We start from the raw sequence: 19,801 nt of genomic DNA on the forward strand, positions 1-19,801 counted from the left end.
AGGCCTTGGCCGATCAAACCGCAGGCGGCTCCATCGCGCCAGTTGCGGGACGACGGGGCAGCGACATATTGTCCGCACCCATCGTCCAGCCGCAACCTTCGCGGCGCCCTTGTCACGGCAAATTGCAAGTTATGGTCCATTCTCCGTTCAAGGGCGTCATTCCGGCTCTGATTACGCCCTTCCGCGACGGCGCCGTGGATGAGGCCGCCTATGTGGCCCTCGTCGAACGGCAGATCGCCGGCGGCGTGCACGGTGTCGTGCCCGTCGGCACCACCGGCGAAACCTCCACCTTGAGCCATGACGAGCACAAGCGCGTGGTCGAGCTTTGCGTACAGACCGTCAAAGGCCGCATCCCGGTCATTGCGGGCGCCGGCAGCAATTCGACCGCCGAGGCCATCGAACTGGTCCGCCACGCCAAAACGGTGGGAGCCGACGCCGCCCTGGTGGTGACGCCCTACTATAACCGGCCCAGCCAGGAAGGCCTGTATCGCCACTACGAGGCGATCAACAACGCCGTCCAGCTGCCGGTTTTTGTCTATAACGTGCCGACCCGCACCAGTGTCGACATCGCCAACGAAACCCTGGCGCGCCTGGCCAAGCTGCCCAACATCGTCGGGATCAAGGACGCCACGGGCGACCTGACCCGGGCCAGCCTTCAGCGCCTGCACTGCGGCGAGGACTGGGTGATGCTGTCGGGCGACGATCCCACGGCCCTGGGCTACATCGCCCATGGCGGCCACGGCGTGATCTCGGTGACGTCCAATGTCGCGCCGGAAGCCTGCTCGACCTTCATGAACGCCTGCCTGAAGGGCGACTGGGAAACCGCGCTCTACTGGCAGGATCGACTGGTTCGCCTGCACAAGGCCCTGTTCCTCGACTCCTCGCCGGCCCCGACCAAGTTCGCCATGGCGCATCTGGGCCTGTGCGCGGCAGACGCGCGCCTGCCGATCGCGCCGTGCAGCGAGGCGGTCAAGCCGGCGATCCTGGAGGCCATGCGCGAGGCGGGTCTGGTCTGATGACCAAGCCGATCGCGGAGAACCGGCGCGCCCGGTACGACTACTTCATCGAGGAAACCTTCGAGGCCGGCATCATGCTGACCGGCACAGAGGTCAAGTCGTTGCGCGTGGGGCGGGCCAATATCGCCGAGTCCTACGCCTCGGTCGAAGGCAAGCAGATCAAGCTGATCAATGCCGATATCCCGCCCTATGGCCACGCCAACCGCTTCAACCACGAACCGCGCCGGCACCGCACCCTGCTGCTGCACAAGAAGCAGATCGACAAGCTGATCGGCGCCGTTCAGCGCGACGGCCGCACCCTGATCCCACTCAAGCTCTATTGGAACGAGAAGGGGCTGGCCAAGCTGGAGATCGGCCTGGCCAAGGGCAAGAAGAACCACGACAAGCGCGAGACCGAGGCCGCCCGCGACTGGCAGCGCGATAAGGCGCGGCTGATGAAGGGTGACCGTGGGGACTAACGTCCTGACCCTATCGGGGCTGTAGGACCCAAAACCCCAGCATGAGGCCGGCCAGGAACCCTGCGGCGGCGATGAACGACACCGCTTTGAGGGCGTTCGACAGGCCGCGGGTTTCAGCCACAGGTCGCGGATCCCATGTGCTTGCTGAGGAAAGCAAAGGCGTCAGCGGTCAGCGACCAGGTCTTTGGCCCCGAAACGAAGGCCGCCTGGCGTCCCTCCTGCTCAGCGCGCGCGCAGTGCAACTCCAGCACCAGGGTCAGTTCGCGCGTGAGGCCTTCAGAGGCCTCTGCCGCGCCCCTGCGGCGCGCGACGTGGTCGACGACAAGTTTGCGGGGTGCGGCGCCGTCGAGATCGACGAGCGCCTCGGCGATCTCCGCAATCAGGGGCGAGAAGAGGCCGCTGTTTGCGAAATGCTTTTTTCGCGCTTTCGCCAGTTCGTCTGTGTGCACCGTAAAATCTCACAGTTGTGGGCGGCGATTGTTCGGGCTCTGAGAGCGGCGTTTGCTGGTCTGGAAAACGCGGGCGGGTATTCCGAGGTCAAACAATGTGGCGCAGATCGCCAGGGCTTCCCGGTAGGCGTTTTCCAGAGTGTCGAAACGGCCCTTGATCCGGCCTTCTTCAGTTACGGCATAGCCGGATTGCGAGTTTATGATTTCAATTCTGCGAAATGAATCGAGATTTTCTTCAGTATCTCGATAATTCATGACGTTTCCTCGCGCATAATCTATGCGTAAATTGATCGGTTATATATGTTTAAAGCTTCTATGTGCTTCGAGTTCCGAGCATATATTTGTAATTGCCGTTAATCATAATAGTAACCGCCCATATCGGGCGGTGTCCTCGCTTGATGGATGCTTGGGTTGGGTTGGTGTCGAAGCCGTCATCGCCTGGCGCGCAGGCCCGGGCGCCCGGGACCGCACCGGGGCTCGCTAGGCGTTCGAGCTCTCCATCCTCGGCGCGGACGGCGGCCGCCGTCCTATCGCGCTGCGTAGCGCAACGCGGCGATCAGGCGGTGGGTCGCGTTGCGATCCAGATCACATGCCGCGCACCGCGACCCTTGTGCGCACGGACGCCGACTTCCTCAACGCCGTAGCCGGCGCGCCCCAGCCGGCGCGTGAAATCGCTGTCGCGGGTCGAGGACCACACCTCCAGAACCCCGCCGGGCCCGAGTGCGCGCCGGGCCGAGGCCAGGCCGCCCTGGCTATACAGGCTGTCATTGCCCTTGCGGCTCAGACCGCCGGGGCCGTTGTCGACATCCAGCAGGATGGCGTCATAGGCGCCCTCGGCCTCGCGGATCAGGGCGCCGACGTCGCCCTGATGGATCTCGACGCGGGGGTCATCGAGGCTGTCGCCATGCAGACCGCCCAGGGGGCCGCGGGCCCAGGCCACGACGGCGGGGACCAGCTCCGCGACGACGATCCTGGCGTCCGGGCCAAAGGCGGCCAGCGCCGCCCGCAGGGTGAAGCCCATGCCCAGGCCGCCGATCAGCACCCGCGCGCCGGACCGCTGGCCGATGCGCTCGAAGGCCAGGGTGGCCATGGCTTCTTCCGAGCCGCTGAGCCGGCTGTTCATCAGCTCGATCGGACCGGCCATGATCGAGTATTCCGCGCCGCGCCGCATCAGACGCAGGTCGACGCCGTCGCCGGGCACGGTGGCGGTGTCCAGATGTTCCCAGGGGATCATGACCTATCCATTTGTCAGGGCCAGCAGGGCGAAGGTTGCGAGCCAGTGCTCGCCCATATAGTCGCCGGCGATATGCGGCACGGCCGCCGCCAGGTGGACCATGGCGGCGTTAGCCGCCAGGGGCTTGGCGGGGTCCAGCTCCGACAAGGCGCCGGCCAGGGTCCGCCAGCACCAGGCGCGCGACAGGTTCAGCCCGTCCAGATGGGCGATCTTGCCGTCGGTCCGGTCGCTGACCCGAACCGGCGTGAACAGGGCGGCGGGTTGCTTGCGGGCGAGCTCTGGCAGGAAGCGTACGAACCAGATCTCGAAGGTCTCCTTGGGCAGCAGCCGGCGCATGGCCTCGGCCTCGATCAGGGCCGGCGACAGGAAGTCATCGCCCGACGGCTCCCAGGCCGGGCAGGCGGCGTCCTGGCCGTACCAGAGCAGCGCCTTGGTCGTCAGCAGGTTACGGAAGACCGCATTGCCGGTCATGTCGGCATATTCCGACGCCAGGACCAGCGCAAAGGCGGTGTTGGTGTGGACGCCCGCCCGTACAGGGTAGTCGGCCAGCGGCAGAAAGCGCTCGAAGCGGGCGACGAAAGCCCTCGCCAGCGGCGCGTGTCGCCTGGCCCAGGAGCGGTCCTTGTGGCGCATCAGTTCGGCCTGCAGCATCAGGTTCCAGGCCCAGCCATAGGGCCGCTCGAACCCGCGGCTCTCCGGGCGGGCCAGATAGTCGACCTCGACCGCGACCTTGGCGTCGGTGAAGGCGTTCTCGAACAGCGCGATGATGGCCTCGGCCTCGGCCATGTCGGGCCGGATGCGCAGCAGGGTGGCCAGCAGCCAGTAGCCATGGACGCAGGAATGCCAGTCGAAGCTGCCGTAGAAGATCGGGTGCAGGTCGCGGGGCGTGCGCGCGTCGGCGTCGCCGGCCATCACGTGGTCGAGCTGGTTGGGATATTCGCGATCAATATGGCCCAGGGCGATCCCGGCGAACCGCGAGGCCGTCGAGCGGGCCAGGCTTTGAGCAGAGGGCCTGGGGGCGCTGGAGCCTGAAGGCGAGGACATTCATCTAGACCATGTTGATGACCAGCATGAGGATGGCGGTCGGCGCTTGGGCGCGGATCACGCCGTAGCGGTCCTTCAATGGCAACAGAGGCGCCGGCACAAGGTCGAAATTGACGAACCATGGCCGGGGCTTCTCCTCCGTGAAGACACGGACTTGACGCTGCTCGCGCCCGGCGCGACCCTCAACTCAACAATGATAATCTAGGAGGAGACCCCATGGCCGACGGCACCACGTCCATCAGCACGTCCCTTAAAGGCAAGGTCAGCGACGCCGAGTGGCAGGCGCGGGTCGATCTGGCCGCGCTTTATCGGCTGGTCGCCGTGCACGGCTGGGACGACATGATCTTCACCCACATCTCGGCGCGCATCCCGGGGCCCGAGCACCACTTCCTGATCAATCCCTACGGGCTGTTTTTCGGCGAGATGACGGCGTCGGCCCTGGTCAAGGTCGACCTGGATGGCAATGTCATCGACAAGACGCCCTATTTCATCAACCCGGCGGGCTTCACGATCCATTCGGCCGTTCACGCTGCGCGCGAAGACGCTCATTTCGTGATGCACCTGCACACAGACCAGGGCGTGGCGGTTTCCACCCATAAGGAAGGCCTGATGCCCCTGGCGCAACAGGCGCTAATCGTCTTGCCTCAACTCGCCTATCACGACTATGAAGGCATTGCACTCAATCTTGACGAAAGGGAGCGGCTGGTCGCCGATCTCGGCGACAAGAGGCTGATGATGCTTCGGAACCACGGGACGCTGTCCGCGGGTTCGACTGCGGCCGAGTGCTGGATGGGCATGTTCTTTCTGGAGCGGGCGTGCAAGCAGCAGGTGATGGCCCTCTCGGCGGGGCGCGACAATATCATGATGGCGCCCGACCACGCCCAGGCCGAGGTGCGCAGTCAGACGGGCGGCGGACTGGGCATGATCGCCGGCCTGGCCTGGCCCGGTTGCTTGCGTCAGCTCGATCGGGAGTCGCCGGGCTACGCCGACTGATCCCTGCGTTCGGCCTGAAAGACGCCGCCGCGATCCTGTCGATCGCGGCGGCTTTTGTTTGTGTTCAAGGCGGGCAGGCCTTTGCCGGCGCCTGGCCTACGCCACGGGGTGAAACCCAGGTTATCGCCAAGTACGAGCGACAGTCGGCCGATCGCGGCTTTGACGTCGATGGGGTCCTTGTCGATGTGGATCACCGTCGGGATGAAACGGCTTCGGTCTTCATCGAGCATGGCCTGACCGACCGCTTGACGCTGCAGGTGAAGGCCGGACTGACCCGGGGCGAAGACACCTTCGTTCGCTACAGCGGGCGAGGCCCCGTCGAACTGGGCCTTCGCTATGCCGTGCTTCGAACGCCGCGCAGCGTGGCGGCGGTCTATCTCGGCGCGGCCGAGGCCGGCGCGGGTCGCAACGCCGGCTATGCGGCGCCGGGACGGGGCGAGGCCGATCTGGAGGCAAGACTGCTTCTTGGGCGATCAATGAAGACCCGACGCGGAGAAATTTTTGCGGACTTGCAGGCTGCTCGCCTGAAGCGTTCCGGTCTCGCCAATGAGACGCGGCTGGACGCGACCCTGGGTCTTCGACCGGCCGCAAAATGGCTGGTGATGGCCCAAGCCTATGCCGGGCAGGCCGACAGGCGGCCCGGGAAATCCAGTTGGGTCAAGGCCGAGGTGTTGGCCGTGCGCAGCTTCGGCGCCTGGAGCGTGCAGGCCGGGTGGCGGGAGACGGTGGCTGGACGAGACATTCCAAAGGATCGCGGCGTGGTTCTGGGGCTCTGGCGCGGGTTCTGAACATTTCAGTTCTGAAATGTTGCGTCATCTTGCGGGCACTGGACGTAGGTTTAGGGGAGCGGCATATGACCCGCACCTCGTCCGTCCGCCGACTCCCTCGGTAATTGGAGCCGTTTCCGTTGATCCGCAGACATTTTTTCCTGTTGGCTGCGCTCGCCGCGGTGGTTGTCCTGCTCGTCGTCGGGGGCTTGAAGCTTGCGTTCGGTGAGAAAGCCGCCGGGCAGGGCGGCCCGGGCGGCCGCGCGACAAATATTTCGAGCACCGCTGTCGCCCCGAAAGCCTTCGTGGATCGCATCGAGGTGCTTGGCGTCGCCAAGGGCCTGCAATCGGTGACGATCACCTCCAACACCGCCGAACTGATCACCGCCGTGCATTTCACGGATGGCCAGAGCGTTTCTCGGGGACAGGTGCTCGTCGATCTGAAGTCGGCCAGCGAAGACGCTGGCATTACCGAAGCCAAGGTCCGGCTGGCCCAGGCCGAACGCGACTATCAGCGCTGGAAAACCCTGGCTGACAAAGGCGTCGCGCCGCGCGCCTCGGCCGAGCAATATCTGGCTGCCGTGGAAACGGCGCGGGCTGCGGTCGCTTCCGCCGAAGCCGACAAGCTGGACAGGGTGATCCGCGCGCCCTTCTCTGGCCGCGTCGGGATTTCGGACGTCGCGCCGGGCATGCTGATCAGCCCCGGTACGGCCATTGTCACCCTGGACGACGTTTCGGTGATCCGCGTCGATTTCTCGGTGCCCGATCGCTATCTCGCCTCGATGCGCGAAGGCCTGCCGATCTCAGCCCGCCCTGACGCCCTGCCGGGCGAGACCTTCCTGGGCCGCATCGCCCAGATCGATACGCGCATCGACCCGACAACCCGCGCCGTGAAGGCCCGCGCCGAGTTCCCCAATCCCGGCGGTCGGCTGAAGCCCGGCATGCTGGTCAAGGTGTCCATCGACCAAGGTCAGCGGACCGCGCCGGCCGTGCCCGAGGCCGCAATCCAGTTCGAAGGAACCCAGGCTTCGGTGTTTTTGATCGCCAACGGCCCCAAGGGCCAGGTGGCGCGACGCACGTCTGTTGATATGGGCCTTGCCGCCGGCGGGTTCGTGGAGATCCGGTCGGGTGTGAAGGCCGGCGACAAGATCGTCGCCGATGGCCTCAATCGCGTTCAGGATGGCGCATCGATCAGCGACCGGCCGGCCGGCGCCGGCCCAGGCCGCAAGGCGCGCTGATGATCTCGGATCTTTCCGTCCGCCGCCCGGTCTTCGCCGCCGTCGCGGCGATTATCCTGTGCGTCATCGGCGTGGCCGCCTTCACCAGCCTGCCGATCCGCGAACTGCCCAATGTCGACCCGCCGGTGGTGTCGGTTTCGACCACCTATCGCGGCGCGTCGGCCGAGGTGATCGAAGAGCGCATCACCCAGGTGATCGAGCGTCAGGCCTCGGGCATCCAGGGCATTGATCGGGTCAATTCGTCGTCACGCGACGGTCAGTCGCGGATCAGCATCACCTTCACGCTGGATCGTGACCTGGACGCCGCCGCCAATGACGTGCGCGACGCCGTCAGCCGTGTCTCGTCCAACCTGCCTGATCAGGCAGAGCCGCCCCAGATCGCCAAGGCCAATGCCGACAGCTCGCCGATCATCATCCTCAATCTGAGCTCGACGACCCTTTCGCCTCTGGATCTGGCCGATTATGCGGACCGCTACCTGATCGAACGCATGTCGACCGTGCCGGGCGTCGCCCAGGCGGGCCTGGCCGGCCAGCTGTATGCCATGCGGATCTGGCTCAATCCCGACGCCATGGCGGCGCGCGGCGTGACGGTGGACGATGTCGAGGCGGCGTTGAACAGCCAGAACGTCGAGTTGCCGGCGGGGTCGCTGGAGAGCGACTCCAAGGATTTCACCATCCGCGTCAGCCGTGACTATTCCAAGCCAGAGGACTTCGCCAGGTTGCCGCTGCGGCCGGCCAACGCCAACGGCTTTGTGGTTCGCCTGGGTGATGTGGCCCGCGTCGAGGAAGGCTCCAACGAGCGTCGCCGGATCTTCCGCGGCAACGGCGTCAATCAGGTCGGAATGTTCCTGACGCGCCAGTCACAGGCCAATGACGTCGCCATTTCCAAGGCTGTCGATCGTGAAGTGAAGACGATCAATGAGACACTGCCGGCGGGGACCCGGCTCATCAAGTCGACCGACAACTCGATCTTTACCGCTGAGGCGATCCACGAGGTCTGGATCACCATGGGCATCTCGATCGGTCTGGTGGCGTTGGTGAACCTGGTGTTCCTGGGCAGCTGGCGATCGGCGCTGATCCCGTCAATTGTCGCGCCGATCTGCATCCTGTCGACCTTCATCGTCCTGGCGCCGCTGGGTTTCTCGTTGAACCTGCTGACGCTGCTGGCTCTGGTTCTGGCCGTCGGCCTGGTGGTCGATGACGCCATCGTGGTGGTCGAGAACATCCAGCGTCGCGTCGATGAAGGCGAACCGGCGCCGGTCGCCGCCCTGCGGGGTACGCGTCAGGTGTTCTTCGCGGTCGTCGCCACCACCGTTGTCCTGGTCTCGGTGTTTGCGCCGTTGATGTTCCTGCCCGGCTATACCGGCCGACTATTCGTCGAGCTGGCCGTGGCCATCGCGGCGGCGGTCGTGTTCTCGGCCCTGCTGGCGTTCACGCTGTCGCCGATGCTGGCCTCCAAGCTGCTCAAGCCCGCCAGCAATTCGGGCTGGTTGGCCCGTCGTGTGGACAGCGCGATGGACAAGCTGCGCGACAGCTATCGCCACTCGCTGGAAGGCCTGCTGGCGGCGCGCAGCGCCAGCTGGGCGACCGGCGCCGTAGTGATCGTTCTGGCCCTGGTCGCCGGTGGCCTGTTCACGCTGTTGCCCAAGGAGATGGTTCCGGCCGAGGATCGTGGACGCGTCGATATCTCGCTCAGCGGCCCCGAAGGCGCGGGTTTCGACTACACCACAAAGGCTGCGGATGAGGTCGAGCGCCAGCTTGAGAAATATCGTGCTGACGGTATCGCCGAGCGAACGATCATCGCGGTGCCGCGCTTTGGTCAGGGCCAGTTCAGCACCGGCAGCGGCGTCCTGATCCTGAAGGGGTGGGGGGAGCGCAAGCAGACGGCCGATGAGGTCGCCGCCGAGCTGAACAAGAGCCTGAGCAAGATCACCAGCGTCCGGGCTGTGGCCAGTGTTCGCGGCGCGTTCCAGCGGGGCGGCGGCGGTGGCGGTGGCACCAATGTCGATCTGATCGCTGTCGGCAATGACTATGTGGAGCTGGCCAACTGGCTCAAGCCCATGCTGGTCGCCGCCCAGGACAATCCCGGCCTGTCACGACCCCGGCTGGACTACGAGCCGACCTCGCCGCGGCTGTCCGTCCAGATCGATCGCGACAAGGCCGCCAGCCTGGGGATTTCGGCCCAGTCTATAGGCCGGGCGCTGGAGACCATGTTCGGGTCCCGCCGGGCCACCACCTACATCAAGAACGGCCAGGAATATGATGTGATCCTGCAGTCGTCTCTGGACCAGCGCCGCAGTGTGGCCGACCTGGATCAGCTGCAGGTCCGGACCCAGTCCGGAACCTTGGTGCCGCTGTCGACCGTGGTGACGACCCAGCTGCGCGGTGACACGCCCGATCGCCCCCGCGTCGATCGCCTGCGGGCGGTGACCCTGACGGCGCAGCTCTCGCCGGGCTACACCGTCGCCGACGCCGTGACCTTCCTGCAGGCCCAGGCCGACGCGAACCCCGCTCCCGGTGTCAGCATCAAGTGGGGAGGGCAGGCCAAGGACTATCTCGAAGCCTCCGGCGCCGTGGGCGTGGCCTTCGGTCTGGCCTTGCTCTTGGTCTTCCTGGTGCTTGCCGCGCAATTCGAAAGCTGGATCCACCCTGCCGTCATCATGATGACCGTGCCGCTGGCGGTGCTGGGCGGCCTGTTCGGCTTGCTGATGACAGGCTCGACGATCAACACCTACAGCCAGATCGGCCTGATCATCCTGGTGGGCATCGCCGCCAAGAACGGCATCCTGATCGTCGAGTTCGCCAACCAGCTCCGCGACGAAGGCTTGAAGGTCAAGGAGGCCGTGATCGAGGCCGCCGCCCTGCGCTTGCGCCCGATCATCATGACCTCAATCGCGACGGCCATGGGCGCCCTGCCGCTGGTCTTGTGGACCGGGGCGGGGGCCGGCAGCCGCAAGACGATCGGCGCCGTGATCTTCATGGGGGCGATCTTCGCCACCCTGCTGACCCTGTTCGTGGTGCCGGTGTTCTACAATCTGCTGGCGCGGTTCACGAAGTCTCCGGAGTGGATGGCGCGGCAGATCGAGGATTATGAAGCCCGCGAAGCGAGCGGTGAGGTAAAAACCTCACTGGACTAGGCTCCAGACTCATTGGGCCCACCATATGATGATGGCGGCGATGAAGACGGCGCTGGCAAAGATGGCGGCGAGCTTGTCGTATCGGGTGGCGACACGCCGCCAGTCCTTGAGCCTGCAGAACATCCGCTCGACCAGATTGCGCTGCTTGTAGGCCTCCGGATCGAAGGGCTGCATGCGTTTTCGGGTCGGGTTGTTGGGGATGACCGGGGTAGTTCCCCGTTCGATCAGGAAATTGCGCAACTTGTCGGCGTCATAGGCGGTGTCGGCCAGGCAGAGGCGCGCACTGGGAAGCGGCTCAAGCAATGACCGGGCGAAGGGGGCGTCGCCGCGCTGCCCGGCGGCTATTTCAAAGGCGATGAGGCGGCCTTTGCCGTCGACGACGGCGTGGATCTTGGTCGTGCGGCCGCCGCGCGAACGGCCGATCGCCTGGATTTCGGCCCCCCTTTTCCGCCACCCGCCGAGCGGTGGGCCTTGGCGCTGGTGGAGTCGATCATGTGCACGTCGTCGGGGCTGAACGCCACCAGGGCCGCGAACAGCCGCCGCCAGACACCCTTGATCGTCCAGCGCCGGAACCGGTTGTAGATGGTCGTTGGCGGGCCATAGACTGCGGGACAGTCTTGCCACCGGCAACCCACCTTCAGCACATGGATGATACCGCTGATGACGCGCCGGTCATCGACCCGATGCGCGCCCGACTGGTTTTTCGGCAGCAACGGATCGATCACCGCCCACTGCCGATCCGACAACCAGAACTCTCCAGCCATGATTCAACCTCCGTTTCGGAGATTGAATCACAACAAGAATATATCATTCAAGTGTTTGATCGGGTTTCGACCCTAGAGCATCGTGCGGAAAAGTGGACGCCGGTTTTCCGCAAAAACGATGCGAAAACAAAAATCTAGAGAAAGGCGCGTGAGTCCGATTTCACGCGCCTTTCTCTAGTCCAGTGAGGAGCGCCGCGTGATCGTCGCAGACGCTCTATAGGCCCTTGATGACCACCGCCCGAGCCAGAAGACCGTCGCGGAAATCGTATGCGAAGGTTGCGCGGGTGTCGGACCAGAGCTTACCGCGCAAGTTCTTCACGGCGTACTGCAGGTCCGCCACAAGCCGCGTTGGCGGTTCGCTGCGCACGCTGATCAAGCGGGCGTCGGGGATCATGATGGTGAACTGGCGGGCGAAATAGCCCACAACCGCTTCGCGACCGCAGAGAGTCCCACCTTCAAGATTATTGGGCCATTCGACATCTGGATGCAGCAGGGGTTGCAAGGCCTTCAGGTCGCGACGGTTGAAGGCGTCGTGGGCCTTTTCCAGCAGGGCCCGTTCGTCACGCAAGTCCTGCCTTCCGCGCTTGGCCTTCGGCGGGAGCTTGGGTGTTGGCGCGCGAGATGGCGGGGGCGATGTGCGGGTCATGGCTTGCGGCCCGGGTCCTCCAGACCTTCCATATCCATGCGCTGAACGAGGCCGTCGCGAAGTGTGTAATACTGCCGCACCCTGGTGTCGGACCAGAGGCGACCGGTGCGTCCGCGCACGACCTGGTTGATCTCGACACTGATGCGGCCGTCCGGCTCGGTCGTGAAGCTGATCGGGCTGACGTCAAACTGGAGATCCTCGCCGACCTTGCGCCAATAGGCCAGCAAGGCGGCGCGACCTTTCAGCCGCAAGCCTCGCAACTGGTCGGGCCAATCCACATCCTCATGCAGGAGCGACGACGAGGTCGCGAAATCCCGCCGATTGAACGCCGCGAACAGTTCGGTAAGCAGCGTTTCGGCGTCTGTCATCAGGGCGCTGACTTGTAACCGGTCTCGACCTTCAGATAGGCGATGAGATCTATCCTATCCTTGGGGTTTTTCAGGCCCGCGAATGACATCTTGGTGCCGGGCAGGAAGCCGCGGGGGTCTGCGAGCCACTTGTCCAGGTGCTCCCCGTCCCAAACGAACCCGGCGGACTTGACCGCGGCGGAATAGGCATAGCCGGGCGAGGTTCCGGCCTGGCGGCCGAAGATCCCGTACAGATTGGGTCCGGTCAGGGCGGGGCCGCCCTCGGTGACGGTGTGACATGAGCGACAGAGGGCGAACCGGCTTTGGCCATTAGCCAGGTCACCGGTGTTGTACGGCGCTGGCAGGCTTGCGAGGGCGGCGGCCTTTTCAGCATCGGTGGGCGTGGCGGCGACGACCGGCTTGGCGGTTGGCGCCCTGTCCTCATGCGCGTCCTCCCCCTTGGAGCAGGCGGCCAGGATGACGAAGAGCGCCGCGACGGCGGCTTGGTTTGAAGAGCGCATAAAAGTTCCCGAGCGACGTTCGGTCGCAAAGTATGCGACCCCGCGCCACATTCAACTAACGCCGAACGTCTGGGTCGAAAAATGCGAAATATCAACGTTATCTCGTAAGCTGTCCACAGGGTGGCCAGGCGCTACCCTGCGACAATGGCGGATATGTCCCGGATTCCAAAGATAAAAGGTGAAATCGCGAACCGTGGTTATGCACATAAATATTTGACGCCCGTTAACCATGATCCTACCCAAAAGAGGCGGGGGGGCTGCCCCGTGTCGGGTTGGGAACATGAACATGGACTGGAACGAAGAGCGGACCGCGGTTCTGAAGAAACTCTGGCTCGAAGGCATGAGCGCCAGCCAGGTGGCGAGGCAACTGGGCGGCGTCAGCCGTAGCGCGGTGATCGGCAAGGTTCACCGTCTGGGCATCACGGTCCGTGACACACCAGTGCGCCAACGCACCTCGTCGGTCCGCTCGACACGCCGGATCGCGGTCCGGGCGCGGCAGGCCGCGCCGGCTGTGATGACGCCGCACCGCAGCGTGACCATCCGGGTCGCACAACCGATCGTCGAGCTGGCGGCGACCGCCAGTATCCTGAGCCTCGAAATCCATTCCTGCCGCTGGCCGATCGGCAATCCCGATCAGGACGATTTCGGCTTCTGCGGGCGCGATAAGTTGGCCCGCGGGTCCTATTGCGACCAGCATGCCCAGGGCGCCTTCCGTCGCTTCCAGTCGGCCGGCGACCTTGAAGCCTGGGCCCAAAGAAGCCTTTCGGGAAAGCGGCCGTCGCAGCGCCTCGGCTGAAGCCGAACCTGCTCGTCCTCCACATCAGCGCCTGCTTGAGTAGATTGCCATGAACATGGTCCTCATCGAGAACACCGTCGGCAGCAGCCAGGTGATCACCATTATTGAAGAGTTCGCCGGCCACTCCGTGTCGCGCGATCTCAGCCCCGGGGACGCCGCGCGCATCCCCGTGGGCCAGTTCAAGTCCATCACCGTACGAGAGACCTATCCCGATGATTGGCTCAGCCGCGCTCGCGCCCGTAACCGGGCCGCCAGCGACGCCTGATCGGGCTCCAGAGACGATCTGCACAACCCCCCGCGAGGCGCCCCTCGCGGGGGTTTTTGTTCAACTTTTGAATTGAGGCGTGCGATTGCGCTCAATTCTACGTGGCTGTCGTTCGACCCGATTGCGCCCACCCGGACCTCGTGACATGAAGACGCCCACGCACGCCGGGGGGATGAGATGCGGCTTCATGACTTTGGGGACGAGCACGCTTTGCCGCTGCCGAGCTATCTCAGCCATTTGCTCTATCAGACCGAACAGCATCGCCGCGCCCTGACCGCGGATTGTATCGCGCGACATGGCCTCAGCTTCCCCAAGTGGATCGCCATGGTGGCCCTGCGCCGCTTTGGGGAATGCTCGATGACCCGTCTGGCCAAGCTGTCGGCCAGCGACCGCACGACCCTGACGCGCTGCGTGGACGGTCTGATCCGCGACGGGCTGGTGGTTCGCGAGACCTCACCGACCGACCGCCGCATCGTCGTGGTGCGCCTCACCCCGGAAGGCGACGAGCTGCTCACCCGTATCCGCGCCGATATTCGCCCTCTCAATGCCGAGATCTGCGGCGGGCTGACCGCCGAGGAACAGGTTGTGATGACCGGCTATCTGCAGAAGATGCTGGGCGGTCTGATCGTCGAGCCCGAATGGAAGCAGGACGTCCTGGCGTTCAAAGCGCGCTCCGAGACGATCCCGGCCTGATCAGTCGTCGCCCTTGGGCCGTCCGCGCAACGACTTGATCCCCGCCCGTTTGCCCTTGGTCTCCAGGCGCTTGAGCTTGCTGGAATAGGTGGGCTTGGTCGGTCGGCGGGGCTTGGGCTTTTCGGTCGCCCGGCGGATCAGGTCGACCAGGCGCTCACGGGCCTCCTGGCGGTTCATCTCCTGCGACCGGCTGCCCTGGGCGAACAGCACCAGCACGCCGTCCTGGGTCATGCGGCTGCCGCCCAAGGTTTCCAGCCGCGCCTTGACGTCCTCGGGCAGGGTGGGGGAGCCGCGCACGTCAAAGCGCAGTTCGATGGCGGTCGAGGTCTTGTTGACGTGCTGCCCACCGGGACCGGAGGCGCGGGCCGCCTTTTCGAGGATCTCGTCGTCCTCGATGTGCAGCCACGAGGTGATCTCGATCATCGTCGGCCCCGCGTCGCCTTGACCACAACGGTGTCGAGGGCCTGAAGGAACTTGCTGCGGTCATTGAGGCCGAACGCCTTGGGGCCGCCCGTCACTTCGCCCATTGAGCGCAGATGCTCGCCGATCGATCGCGAGGCCAGGGCCGATCCGATCATGTCGGGGGTGAAGATCCGGCCATTGGGCGCCAGGGCCGCTGCGCCGGCTTTCAGGACCCGGTCGGCCAGGGGAATGTCATTGGTCACCGCCACATCGCCGGGCTGGGCGCGTTCGGCGATCCAGTCGTCGGCCACGTCGGGACCGGCGTCGACCACCACCTGTTCGACCGCCGGGGTCATCGGCACGCGGATCCAGCTGTTGGAGACCACGAAGGTCTTCAGGCCATAGCGGGCGGCGACCTTGTAGATCTCGTCCTTCACCGGGCAGGCGTCGGCGTCGATGAAGATCACGGGCGGGCGAGGGGCGTTCACGGGAGAGCTCACGAAAGACTGATCCCCGCGCATAGCATGGGCGTCGGGCTCTGGGTGAGGGCAGGAAGAAAAAGCTCCGGCCCTTTGCGGGGCCGGAGCCAAGTTGGCCACGCCAGGTCGCGTGGCTCAAGGGGATGGGGGCGAGGGAGGGGAATCGCCTCGAACCTGCATCTTAAGCGCGTGATGGACGATCCGGTTCCCTAGCGTGGCGCGAGGATCTGCGCAGCCGCTGGGGCGATCGGCTCCGACCCCGCCTGGGGCAGGCTCTTGATCGGCACGCCGGGCCGCAGGGGCTCCCCGGTCCATTCCCAGTGCCAGGGCTCGTACGCATAGTTGACGAAGCCGAAGCGTCCGGCGTTGACCGCCATCCACTGGAAGACCGATGACCGCGCCATGGCGCGGCGATTGTCATCGGCCGCGGAGTCCGGGCCAAAGCCCGGCGCGGCGGCGATATAGATATCCATCGCCAGGCCGGTGCGATGGGCCGAGCAGATGGTCCGCACCAGGCCCTGGCAATTGTTGTCGCGGGCGCAACGCGCGGCGTCGGCGTCGGGATCGCGAAAGCCCGAAAAGATCGTCAGAGTCTCGGGGCGACGCACGACCCCCGCCGCCTTGGCCTCGGCGACCATCCGGCGATAGGACTCCAGCGCGCCGGGGCGCAGCTGGATGGTCTTGCCGCCATAGCTCTCTTCGGCGCGGGCGGTGTCCAGGCTCTCCAGCGGCGGCGCGCCGGGACATTCGCCCTTGGCGTTGACCCGCACGAACGGGCGCTGCCTGTGCCAGCCGATCAGCATGGGCCGGAAGGTGGCCGCTTCCAGCCGGCCGGAGGCGGGCAGGCCGTGGGCTTTCTGCCAGACGGCCAGGGCGGCGGCGAAGCGCGGTGTCGATGGGGCGCAGCCCGTGCGGATCTCGGCGGCGATCCGGGGCGCATAGATCTCCCAGCCCACCTCCGGCCGACCGAACGGCGACCAGGCCAGGGTGGTCAGTGAGGCGGCGTTGGCGTCGGCCGCGCCGGCCGCGGCCCGGCCTGCGGCGCAGTCTTCATTCGGCTGGGCGCTGGGCGCTGCGGCGGGCGGATCGATGGAGGGAACATATTGTGACGTCGGTTCCGCCCAGGTCAGGGACGCATCGGTGACCAGCCGCGCTGGCGCCGGTGCGGGCGCGCTCGGCCACATCACCCAGGCGACGAAGGCGGCGGTCGCCAGGGCGAGCATGCCGATAATCCAGGCCAGGCGTCGCAGCAGCTTCAACCGGTTCTCCTCGAGAGATTTGGAACTTCGCCTTGGCTGAAGGTTTCAGACCGGCAGTCGTTCCGTCCGGAGATGCCACCCTATGTTTTTCAATCCCCGTCTTGTCGCCCTGCTGCTGGGCGGCCTGCTGACCTCGGCGGCCTGTTCCGACAAGGTTCAGGACGGCAAGACCGTCGCTGCCAGCCCTCCGCCCGGATCGACCCCGCCGTCCACCGCCGCCCAACCGTCGCCGGACGTCGCCACCAGGGCGGTGGCCTCCACGGCGCCCGAAGGCCAGGCCATCAATGCGGCGGTCTTCGACCCGACCGCGACCGATCCCGAGGCGATGAAGAACGCCCTGATCCGCGCCCAGGTCCTGCTGGACCGCGCGCGCCGGTCGCCCGGCGTGATCGATGGCCGGACCGGGACCAACCTGTCCCTGGCCGTCGAAGCCTTTCAGAAAGCCCAGGGGCTGCCGGTCAGCGGCAAGCTGGATCAGATGGTCTGGGACGCCCTGGTCGCCGGCGACGATGGCCCGGTGATGACCGACTACGTGATTGCGTCCGATGACGTCGCCGGACCCTTTCAGCCGGGCGTCGCCGACGACGATTTCGAGGCGATGGCCAAGTTGCCGGCCCTGTCCTATGGCAGCCTCGCCGAGGCCCTGGCCGAGCGTTTCCACATGGATGAAACCCTGCTTCGGGCGCTCAATCCCGATATCGACAAGGTCGCCGCCGGGACCTCGATCATCGTGACCGCCCTCCGCGCCGACAAGCTGCCGGCCAAGGTCGCCCGGATCGAGATCGACAAGACCCGCGGCCAGGTGCGGGCTTTCGACGACAAGTCCGACCTGCTGGCGGTCTATCCGGCCACGGTTGGCAGCACCGAACGGCCGGCCCCCACGGGCGAGTGGGCGGTCAATACCGTCGCGCCCCGGCCCACCTATACCTATGATCCCTCGCGGCTGACCTTCGGCGAGCACAAGGGCAAGCTGACCATTGCGGCGGGGCCGAACAATCCGGTGGGTTCGACTTGGATCGACCTGACCAAGGACACCTACGGCATTCATGGCACGCCCGATCCCAAGCTGGTGAACAAGCGCGCCTCGCACGGCTGCGTGCGTCTGACCAACTGGGACGCCGCCGAACTGGGTGCGGCGGTGCAGAAGGGCGCCAAGGTGGTGTTCCTGGGCGCGGAGGCCAAGACGGGTGAGTGAGACGGTTCCCACGCGGTCGAAGAACGCATCGAAGGGCGCGCGCCGACAGCCGCCGCCCACGGCGAAGGAGAGAGAGGGCGTTTCGATCGTGGATAGGCTGAGCCCTTCACGCCTGGTCATGGCCGCCGTCATTCTCGTGGCGGTATATTTCGCCGCGCAGGGCGCTGTGCGCCTCGCCAGCCTCTGGATCTTGATCTTCGGCTCGGTGGTCGTGGCGGTGGTGATCCGCTCGATCGCCGATCCGCTGGTCAACCGCTTCAAGCTGACGGACGGGGTGGCTGTCATCCTGTCGATCGCTGCCCTGCTGCTGTTCCTGGGCGGTGCGGGCTTCCTGTTTGGTCATCAGGTTGCGGCGCAGATCGATCAGTTGATGGTGCGCCTGCCGGCCGCCTGGGCGCTGCTGCAATCCCAGCTTCAGGCCTCGCCGGTCGCCGGCCAGATCCTCGAACAGCTCAAGAACCTCAGCTCCGAGGCCGGCAAGGTTCTGGCCATCGCCCCCAAGTTCGTGATGGGCGCGCTGTCCGGCGTGACGACGCTTTTTCTGGTGATCATCGCCGGGGTGTTCCTCGCGGGCCAGCCGGTCAGTGCGCGAGAGGGCGTGCTGTCGATGGTTCCGATCCCCCGGCGCGATCGCCTGCGCGAGGTGATGAACGCCTGCGGCCGGGCGCTGAAGGGCTGGCTGAAGGCTCAGGTCCTGTCGATGGTGGTGGTGGGCGGTCTGGTCGGTCTGGGGCTGTTCCTGATCGGCGCGCCCGCGCCCCTGGCCCTGGGACTGATCACCGGCCTGGCCCAGTTCGTGCCGATCGTCGGCCCCATCGGCGCGGCGGTGCCGGCTCTGCTGGTGTCGGCCACCGGCGGCACGCACATGGTGCTGCTGACCCTGGCGCTCTATGTCGGCGTGTCGCAGCTGGAGTCCAACCTGATCACGCCGCTGGTTCAGAAGAACCTGGCGTCGCTGCCGGTGCTGCTGGGCATTTTCGCTGTCGTGGCTCTGGGGACGCTGTTTGGTCCGCTCGGCATCCTGTTCGCCACCCCCTTGGCGCTGGTGATCTACACCGCCGTGACCATGCTCTATCGGCAGGACGTGCTGCAGGACCCCGGGGCTGTCGCACCCGGCGAGCGGCGCGACGGGCGGTCCTCGGACGAAGAGGGCGACTAGGGAGGGCCGCAAGGCGAAGAGAGGGTGTGGTGCCGGTTGCAGGAATCGAACCCGCGACCTTCGGTTTACAAAACCGCTGCTCTACCAGCTGAGCTAAACCGGCGTCCTTGAAAACACTGATGTTTTCAGGCTGGTCCGCGGCGCGTTCTGCGAAAGCCGGAAGGGTTTCACAGCGCGCGGGCGCGATGGGAGTTCTCTAATCGGCTCCGCATGCCTTTGGCAACCGCTTCTGCGGTCGCATGAGGAGCATTCGTCGCCCTCTATCCCCGGCGTTGGGGAAGTAGAGAAACACGATTTCAACGCCTTGAAACTTTCTCGCGTGAACTTATCCCCGGTGCTGAAACCGCCCGCATACTCAATCTCACCTGACAGCACGGGAAGGGCGCTCGGCCGGCGACCGTTGCGACTGTCAGGGGTGGTCGAACGGGTAGCTCAATCGATGGCGGGAAGAGCGCATCGCGCTCTGGGCCGCCAACCTCGTGGTCTCTGGCGGCGGTCGGCCGTGGAACACTAAAACGACGTGGCCACGAGGGTCGGGCGAGCAGCAAGCGGGGTTGGGAGACCTCGCGGTCCGGGCGGGAACGCTATCCCGTCCGCCCGTCGCAGGCTTCAAGGCGGCGAGGCTCTAACAGGGCTCGAGCGCCGCGCGCTTGCGGATAACGGCTGCGCGGAGCGTTCAGACCTCGTCGAAACGGTATTTGTCACTCTTCTTCCGGGCGAAGCCCGGGCGCTCCGCAGCCCTTCCCATCCCTTCAGCGGGTTTCCGCGGGAGGTTGCTGGCACTTGCCCCCACCGGGTCGCTTCGCGACCGTCCGCCCCCGGGAGGGGCGGATGATCCTCATCTTCCCCGTTCGGGCAGGGCTATCGCATATGGGAGATTGACGGGTTCAAGCATGGACGGCGCGTTACAAATCTTGCCTTCCTGGGCCTTGTGCCCAG

The 19,801-nt window shown here is 65.7% G+C and carries 22 protein-coding genes, 1 tRNA gene and 1 pseudogene; 11 read left to right on the top strand and 13 right to left on the bottom strand.

What is annotated here, in order from left to right:
• Nucleotides 1-131: 131 nt before the first annotated feature.
• On the top strand, nt 132-1,016 hold the full coding sequence (dapA, locus tag ACW18B_RS12100; RefSeq protein ID WP_492047298.1) for a 4-hydroxy-tetrahydrodipicolinate synthase: 885 nt from the start codon (nt 132-134) through the stop codon (nt 1,014-1,016).
• On the top strand, nt 1,016-1,474 hold the full coding sequence (smpB, locus tag ACW18B_RS12105) for an SsrA-binding protein SmpB (protein WP_492047299.1): 459 nt from the start codon (nt 1,016-1,018) through the stop codon (nt 1,472-1,474). The genes dapA and smpB overlap by 1 nt, the downstream gene beginning before the upstream one ends.
• A 113-nt stretch (nt 1,475-1,587) precedes the next feature.
• Here smpB and ACW18B_RS12110 read toward each other — a convergent pair whose 3' ends face one another.
• From ACW18B_RS12110 to ACW18B_RS12130, 5 genes and pseudogenes are all read right to left on the bottom strand, one after another.
• A complete protein-coding gene (locus tag ACW18B_RS12110; RefSeq protein ID WP_492047300.1) occupies nt 1,588-1,923 on the bottom strand; it encodes a hypothetical protein in 336 nt (111 codons plus the stop codon).
• Between the two features lie 9 nt (nt 1,924-1,932).
• Nucleotides 1,933-2,178 carry a hypothetical protein gene (locus ACW18B_RS12115; RefSeq protein WP_492047301.1) on the bottom strand — a complete coding sequence of 82 codons (246 nt, stop codon included), beginning with the start codon at nt 2,176-2,178 and terminating at the stop codon, nt 1,933-1,935.
• Nucleotides 2,179-2,479: 301 nt separating this feature from the next.
• Entirely contained in the window at nt 2,480-3,157 is a 678-nt protein-coding gene (locus ACW18B_RS12120; RefSeq protein WP_492047302.1) for a spermidine synthase, read from the bottom strand.
• 3 nt (nt 3,158-3,160) lie between these two features.
• Complete coding sequence (locus ACW18B_RS12125) at nt 3,161-4,201, bottom strand: DUF2891 domain-containing protein (protein ID WP_492047303.1); 1,041 nt, start codon at nt 4,199-4,201, stop codon at nt 3,161-3,163.
• Between the two features lie 4 nt (nt 4,202-4,205).
• Nucleotides 4,206-4,307: pseudogene (locus ACW18B_RS12130) on the bottom strand (5-oxoproline transporter, DUF979 family subunit); the annotation flags it as partial.
• A 110-nt stretch (nt 4,308-4,417) separates the two neighbouring features.
• Between ACW18B_RS12130 and ACW18B_RS12135 the strand changes: the two are divergent.
• From ACW18B_RS12135 to ACW18B_RS12150, 4 genes are all read left to right on the top strand, one after another.
• Nucleotides 4,418-5,194, top strand: a complete 777-nt coding sequence (locus ACW18B_RS12135) for a class II aldolase/adducin family protein (RefSeq protein WP_492047304.1) — start codon at nt 4,418-4,420, stop codon at nt 5,192-5,194.
• Nucleotides 5,149-5,982 (top strand): hypothetical protein, encoded by an 834-nt coding sequence (locus ACW18B_RS12140; protein ID WP_492047305.1) that lies wholly within the window; start codon nt 5,149-5,151, stop codon nt 5,980-5,982. Before ACW18B_RS12135 ends, ACW18B_RS12140 begins: the two co-directional genes overlap by 46 nt.
• 119 nt (nt 5,983-6,101) lie before the next feature.
• Nucleotides 6,102-7,199, top strand: a complete 1,098-nt coding sequence (locus tag ACW18B_RS12145; RefSeq protein ID WP_492047306.1) for an efflux RND transporter periplasmic adaptor subunit — start codon at nt 6,102-6,104, stop codon at nt 7,197-7,199.
• Nucleotides 7,199-10,336, top strand: a complete 3,138-nt coding sequence (locus tag ACW18B_RS12150; protein ID WP_492047307.1) for an efflux RND transporter permease subunit — start codon at nt 7,199-7,201, stop codon at nt 10,334-10,336. The genes ACW18B_RS12145 and ACW18B_RS12150 overlap by 1 nt, the downstream gene beginning before the upstream one ends.
• 9 nt (nt 10,337-10,345) lie before the next feature.
• Here ACW18B_RS12150 and ACW18B_RS12155 read toward each other — a convergent pair.
• The 4 genes from ACW18B_RS12155 to ACW18B_RS12170 all read right to left on the bottom strand — a co-directional run bounded on the left by ACW18B_RS12155 (nt 10,346) and on the right by ACW18B_RS12170 (nt 12,614).
• A protein-coding gene (locus ACW18B_RS12155; protein ID WP_492047308.1) for an IS5 family transposase occupies nt 10,346-11,100 on the bottom strand; the annotation gives its coding sequence in 2 pieces (ribosomal slippage) (nt 10,346-10,767 and nt 10,767-11,100; 756 coding nt in all).
• A gap of 214 nt (nt 11,101-11,314) precedes the next feature.
• On the bottom strand, nt 11,315-11,668 hold the full coding sequence (locus tag ACW18B_RS12160; protein WP_492047309.1) for a nuclear transport factor 2 family protein: 354 nt from the start codon (nt 11,666-11,668) through the stop codon (nt 11,315-11,317).
• A 74-nt stretch (nt 11,669-11,742) separates the two neighbouring features.
• On the bottom strand, nt 11,743-12,114 hold the full coding sequence (locus tag ACW18B_RS12165; protein ID WP_492047310.1) for a nuclear transport factor 2 family protein: 372 nt from the start codon (nt 12,112-12,114) through the stop codon (nt 11,743-11,745).
• The gene (locus ACW18B_RS12170; protein ID WP_492047311.1) at nt 12,114-12,614 is read right to left on the bottom strand and encodes a c-type cytochrome; all 501 of its coding nucleotides are present in this window, start codon (nt 12,612-12,614) and stop codon (nt 12,114-12,116) included. The genes ACW18B_RS12165 and ACW18B_RS12170 overlap by 1 nt, the downstream gene beginning before the upstream one ends.
• A gap of 286 nt (nt 12,615-12,900) precedes the next feature.
• Here ACW18B_RS12170 and ACW18B_RS12175 point away from each other — a divergent pair, with 286 nt between their 5' ends.
• From ACW18B_RS12175 to ACW18B_RS12185, 3 genes are all read left to right on the top strand, one after another.
• Nucleotides 12,901-13,410, top strand: coding sequence for a GcrA family cell cycle regulator (locus tag ACW18B_RS12175; protein WP_492047312.1), 510 nt, complete (start codon nt 12,901-12,903; stop codon nt 13,408-13,410).
• A gap of 49 nt (nt 13,411-13,459) precedes the next feature.
• Nucleotides 13,460-13,675: a hypothetical protein gene (locus tag ACW18B_RS12180; protein WP_492047313.1), complete on the top strand. Its 216-nt coding sequence runs from the start codon at nt 13,460-13,462 to the stop codon at nt 13,673-13,675.
• Between the two features lie 177 nt (nt 13,676-13,852).
• Nucleotides 13,853-14,368: a MarR family winged helix-turn-helix transcriptional regulator gene (locus tag ACW18B_RS12185; protein ID WP_492047314.1), complete on the top strand. Its 516-nt coding sequence runs from the start codon at nt 13,853-13,855 to the stop codon at nt 14,366-14,368.
• Here ACW18B_RS12185 and arfB read toward each other — a convergent pair whose 3' ends face one another.
• The 3 genes from arfB to ACW18B_RS12200 all read right to left on the bottom strand — a co-directional run bounded on the left by arfB (nt 14,369) and on the right by ACW18B_RS12200 (nt 16,508).
• The gene (gene arfB / locus ACW18B_RS12190; protein WP_492047315.1) at nt 14,369-14,791 is read right to left on the bottom strand and encodes an alternative ribosome rescue aminoacyl-tRNA hydrolase ArfB; all 423 of its coding nucleotides are present in this window, start codon (nt 14,789-14,791) and stop codon (nt 14,369-14,371) included.
• Entirely contained in the window at nt 14,788-15,237 is a 450-nt protein-coding gene (locus ACW18B_RS12195) for a YaiI/YqxD family protein (protein WP_492051696.1), read from the bottom strand. The genes arfB and ACW18B_RS12195 overlap by 4 nt, the downstream gene beginning before the upstream one ends.
• Nucleotides 15,238-15,458: 221 nt before the next feature.
• A complete protein-coding gene (locus ACW18B_RS12200; RefSeq protein ID WP_492047316.1) occupies nt 15,459-16,508 on the bottom strand; it encodes a D-alanyl-D-alanine carboxypeptidase family protein in 1,050 nt (349 codons plus the stop codon).
• An 82-nt stretch (nt 16,509-16,590) separates the two neighbouring features.
• Between ACW18B_RS12200 and ACW18B_RS12205 the strand changes: the two genes are divergently transcribed.
• The gene (locus ACW18B_RS12205; RefSeq protein WP_492047317.1) at nt 16,591-17,703 is read left to right on the top strand and encodes a L,D-transpeptidase family protein; all 1,113 of its coding nucleotides are present in this window, start codon (nt 16,591-16,593) and stop codon (nt 17,701-17,703) included.
• 88 nt (nt 17,704-17,791) lie between these two features.
• Nucleotides 17,792-18,862, top strand: coding sequence for an AI-2E family transporter (locus ACW18B_RS12210; protein ID WP_492047318.1), 1,071 nt, complete (start codon nt 17,792-17,794; stop codon nt 18,860-18,862).
• A 27-nt stretch (nt 18,863-18,889) separates the two neighbouring features.
• Here ACW18B_RS12210 and ACW18B_RS12215 read toward each other — a convergent pair.
• Nucleotides 18,890-18,965, bottom strand: a tRNA-Thr gene (locus ACW18B_RS12215).
• Nucleotides 18,966-19,801 lie beyond the last annotated feature (836 nt).

The sequence above is a fragment of the Caulobacter sp. FV2ps19 genome (assembly GCF_058681035.1).

Coding starts and splice junctions, on each gene's coding strand:
- dapA (WP_492047298.1), top strand. CDS start 132: ATGGTCCATTCTCCGTTCAAGGGCGTCATTCCGGCTCTGATTACGCCC.
- smpB (WP_492047299.1), top strand. CDS start 1,016: ATGACCAAGCCGATCGCGGAGAACCGGCGCGCCCGGTACGACTACTTC.
- ACW18B_RS12115 (WP_492047301.1), bottom strand. CDS start 2,178: ATGAATTATCGAGATACTGAAGAAAATCTCGATTCATTTCGCAGAATT.
- ACW18B_RS12120 (WP_492047302.1), bottom strand. CDS start 3,157: ATGATCCCCTGGGAACATCTGGACACCGCCACCGTGCCCGGCGACGGC.
- ACW18B_RS12125 (WP_492047303.1), bottom strand. CDS start 4,201: ATGTCCTCGCCTTCAGGCTCCAGCGCCCCCAGGCCCTCTGCTCAAAGC.
- ACW18B_RS12135 (WP_492047304.1), top strand. CDS start 4,418: ATGGCCGACGGCACCACGTCCATCAGCACGTCCCTTAAAGGCAAGGTC.
- ACW18B_RS12150 (WP_492047307.1), top strand. CDS start 7,199: ATGATCTCGGATCTTTCCGTCCGCCGCCCGGTCTTCGCCGCCGTCGCG.
- ACW18B_RS12165 (WP_492047310.1), bottom strand. CDS start 12,114: ATGACAGACGCCGAAACGCTGCTTACCGAACTGTTCGCGGCGTTCAAT.
- ACW18B_RS12170 (WP_492047311.1), bottom strand. CDS start 12,614: ATGCGCTCTTCAAACCAAGCCGCCGTCGCGGCGCTCTTCGTCATCCTG.
- ACW18B_RS12175 (WP_492047312.1), top strand. CDS start 12,901: ATGGACTGGAACGAAGAGCGGACCGCGGTTCTGAAGAAACTCTGGCTC.
- ACW18B_RS12180 (WP_492047313.1), top strand. CDS start 13,460: ATGAACATGGTCCTCATCGAGAACACCGTCGGCAGCAGCCAGGTGATC.
- ACW18B_RS12185 (WP_492047314.1), top strand. CDS start 13,853: ATGCGGCTTCATGACTTTGGGGACGAGCACGCTTTGCCGCTGCCGAGC.
- arfB (WP_492047315.1), bottom strand. CDS start 14,791: ATGATCGAGATCACCTCGTGGCTGCACATCGAGGACGACGAGATCCTC.
- ACW18B_RS12205 (WP_492047317.1), top strand. CDS start 16,591: ATGTTTTTCAATCCCCGTCTTGTCGCCCTGCTGCTGGGCGGCCTGCTG.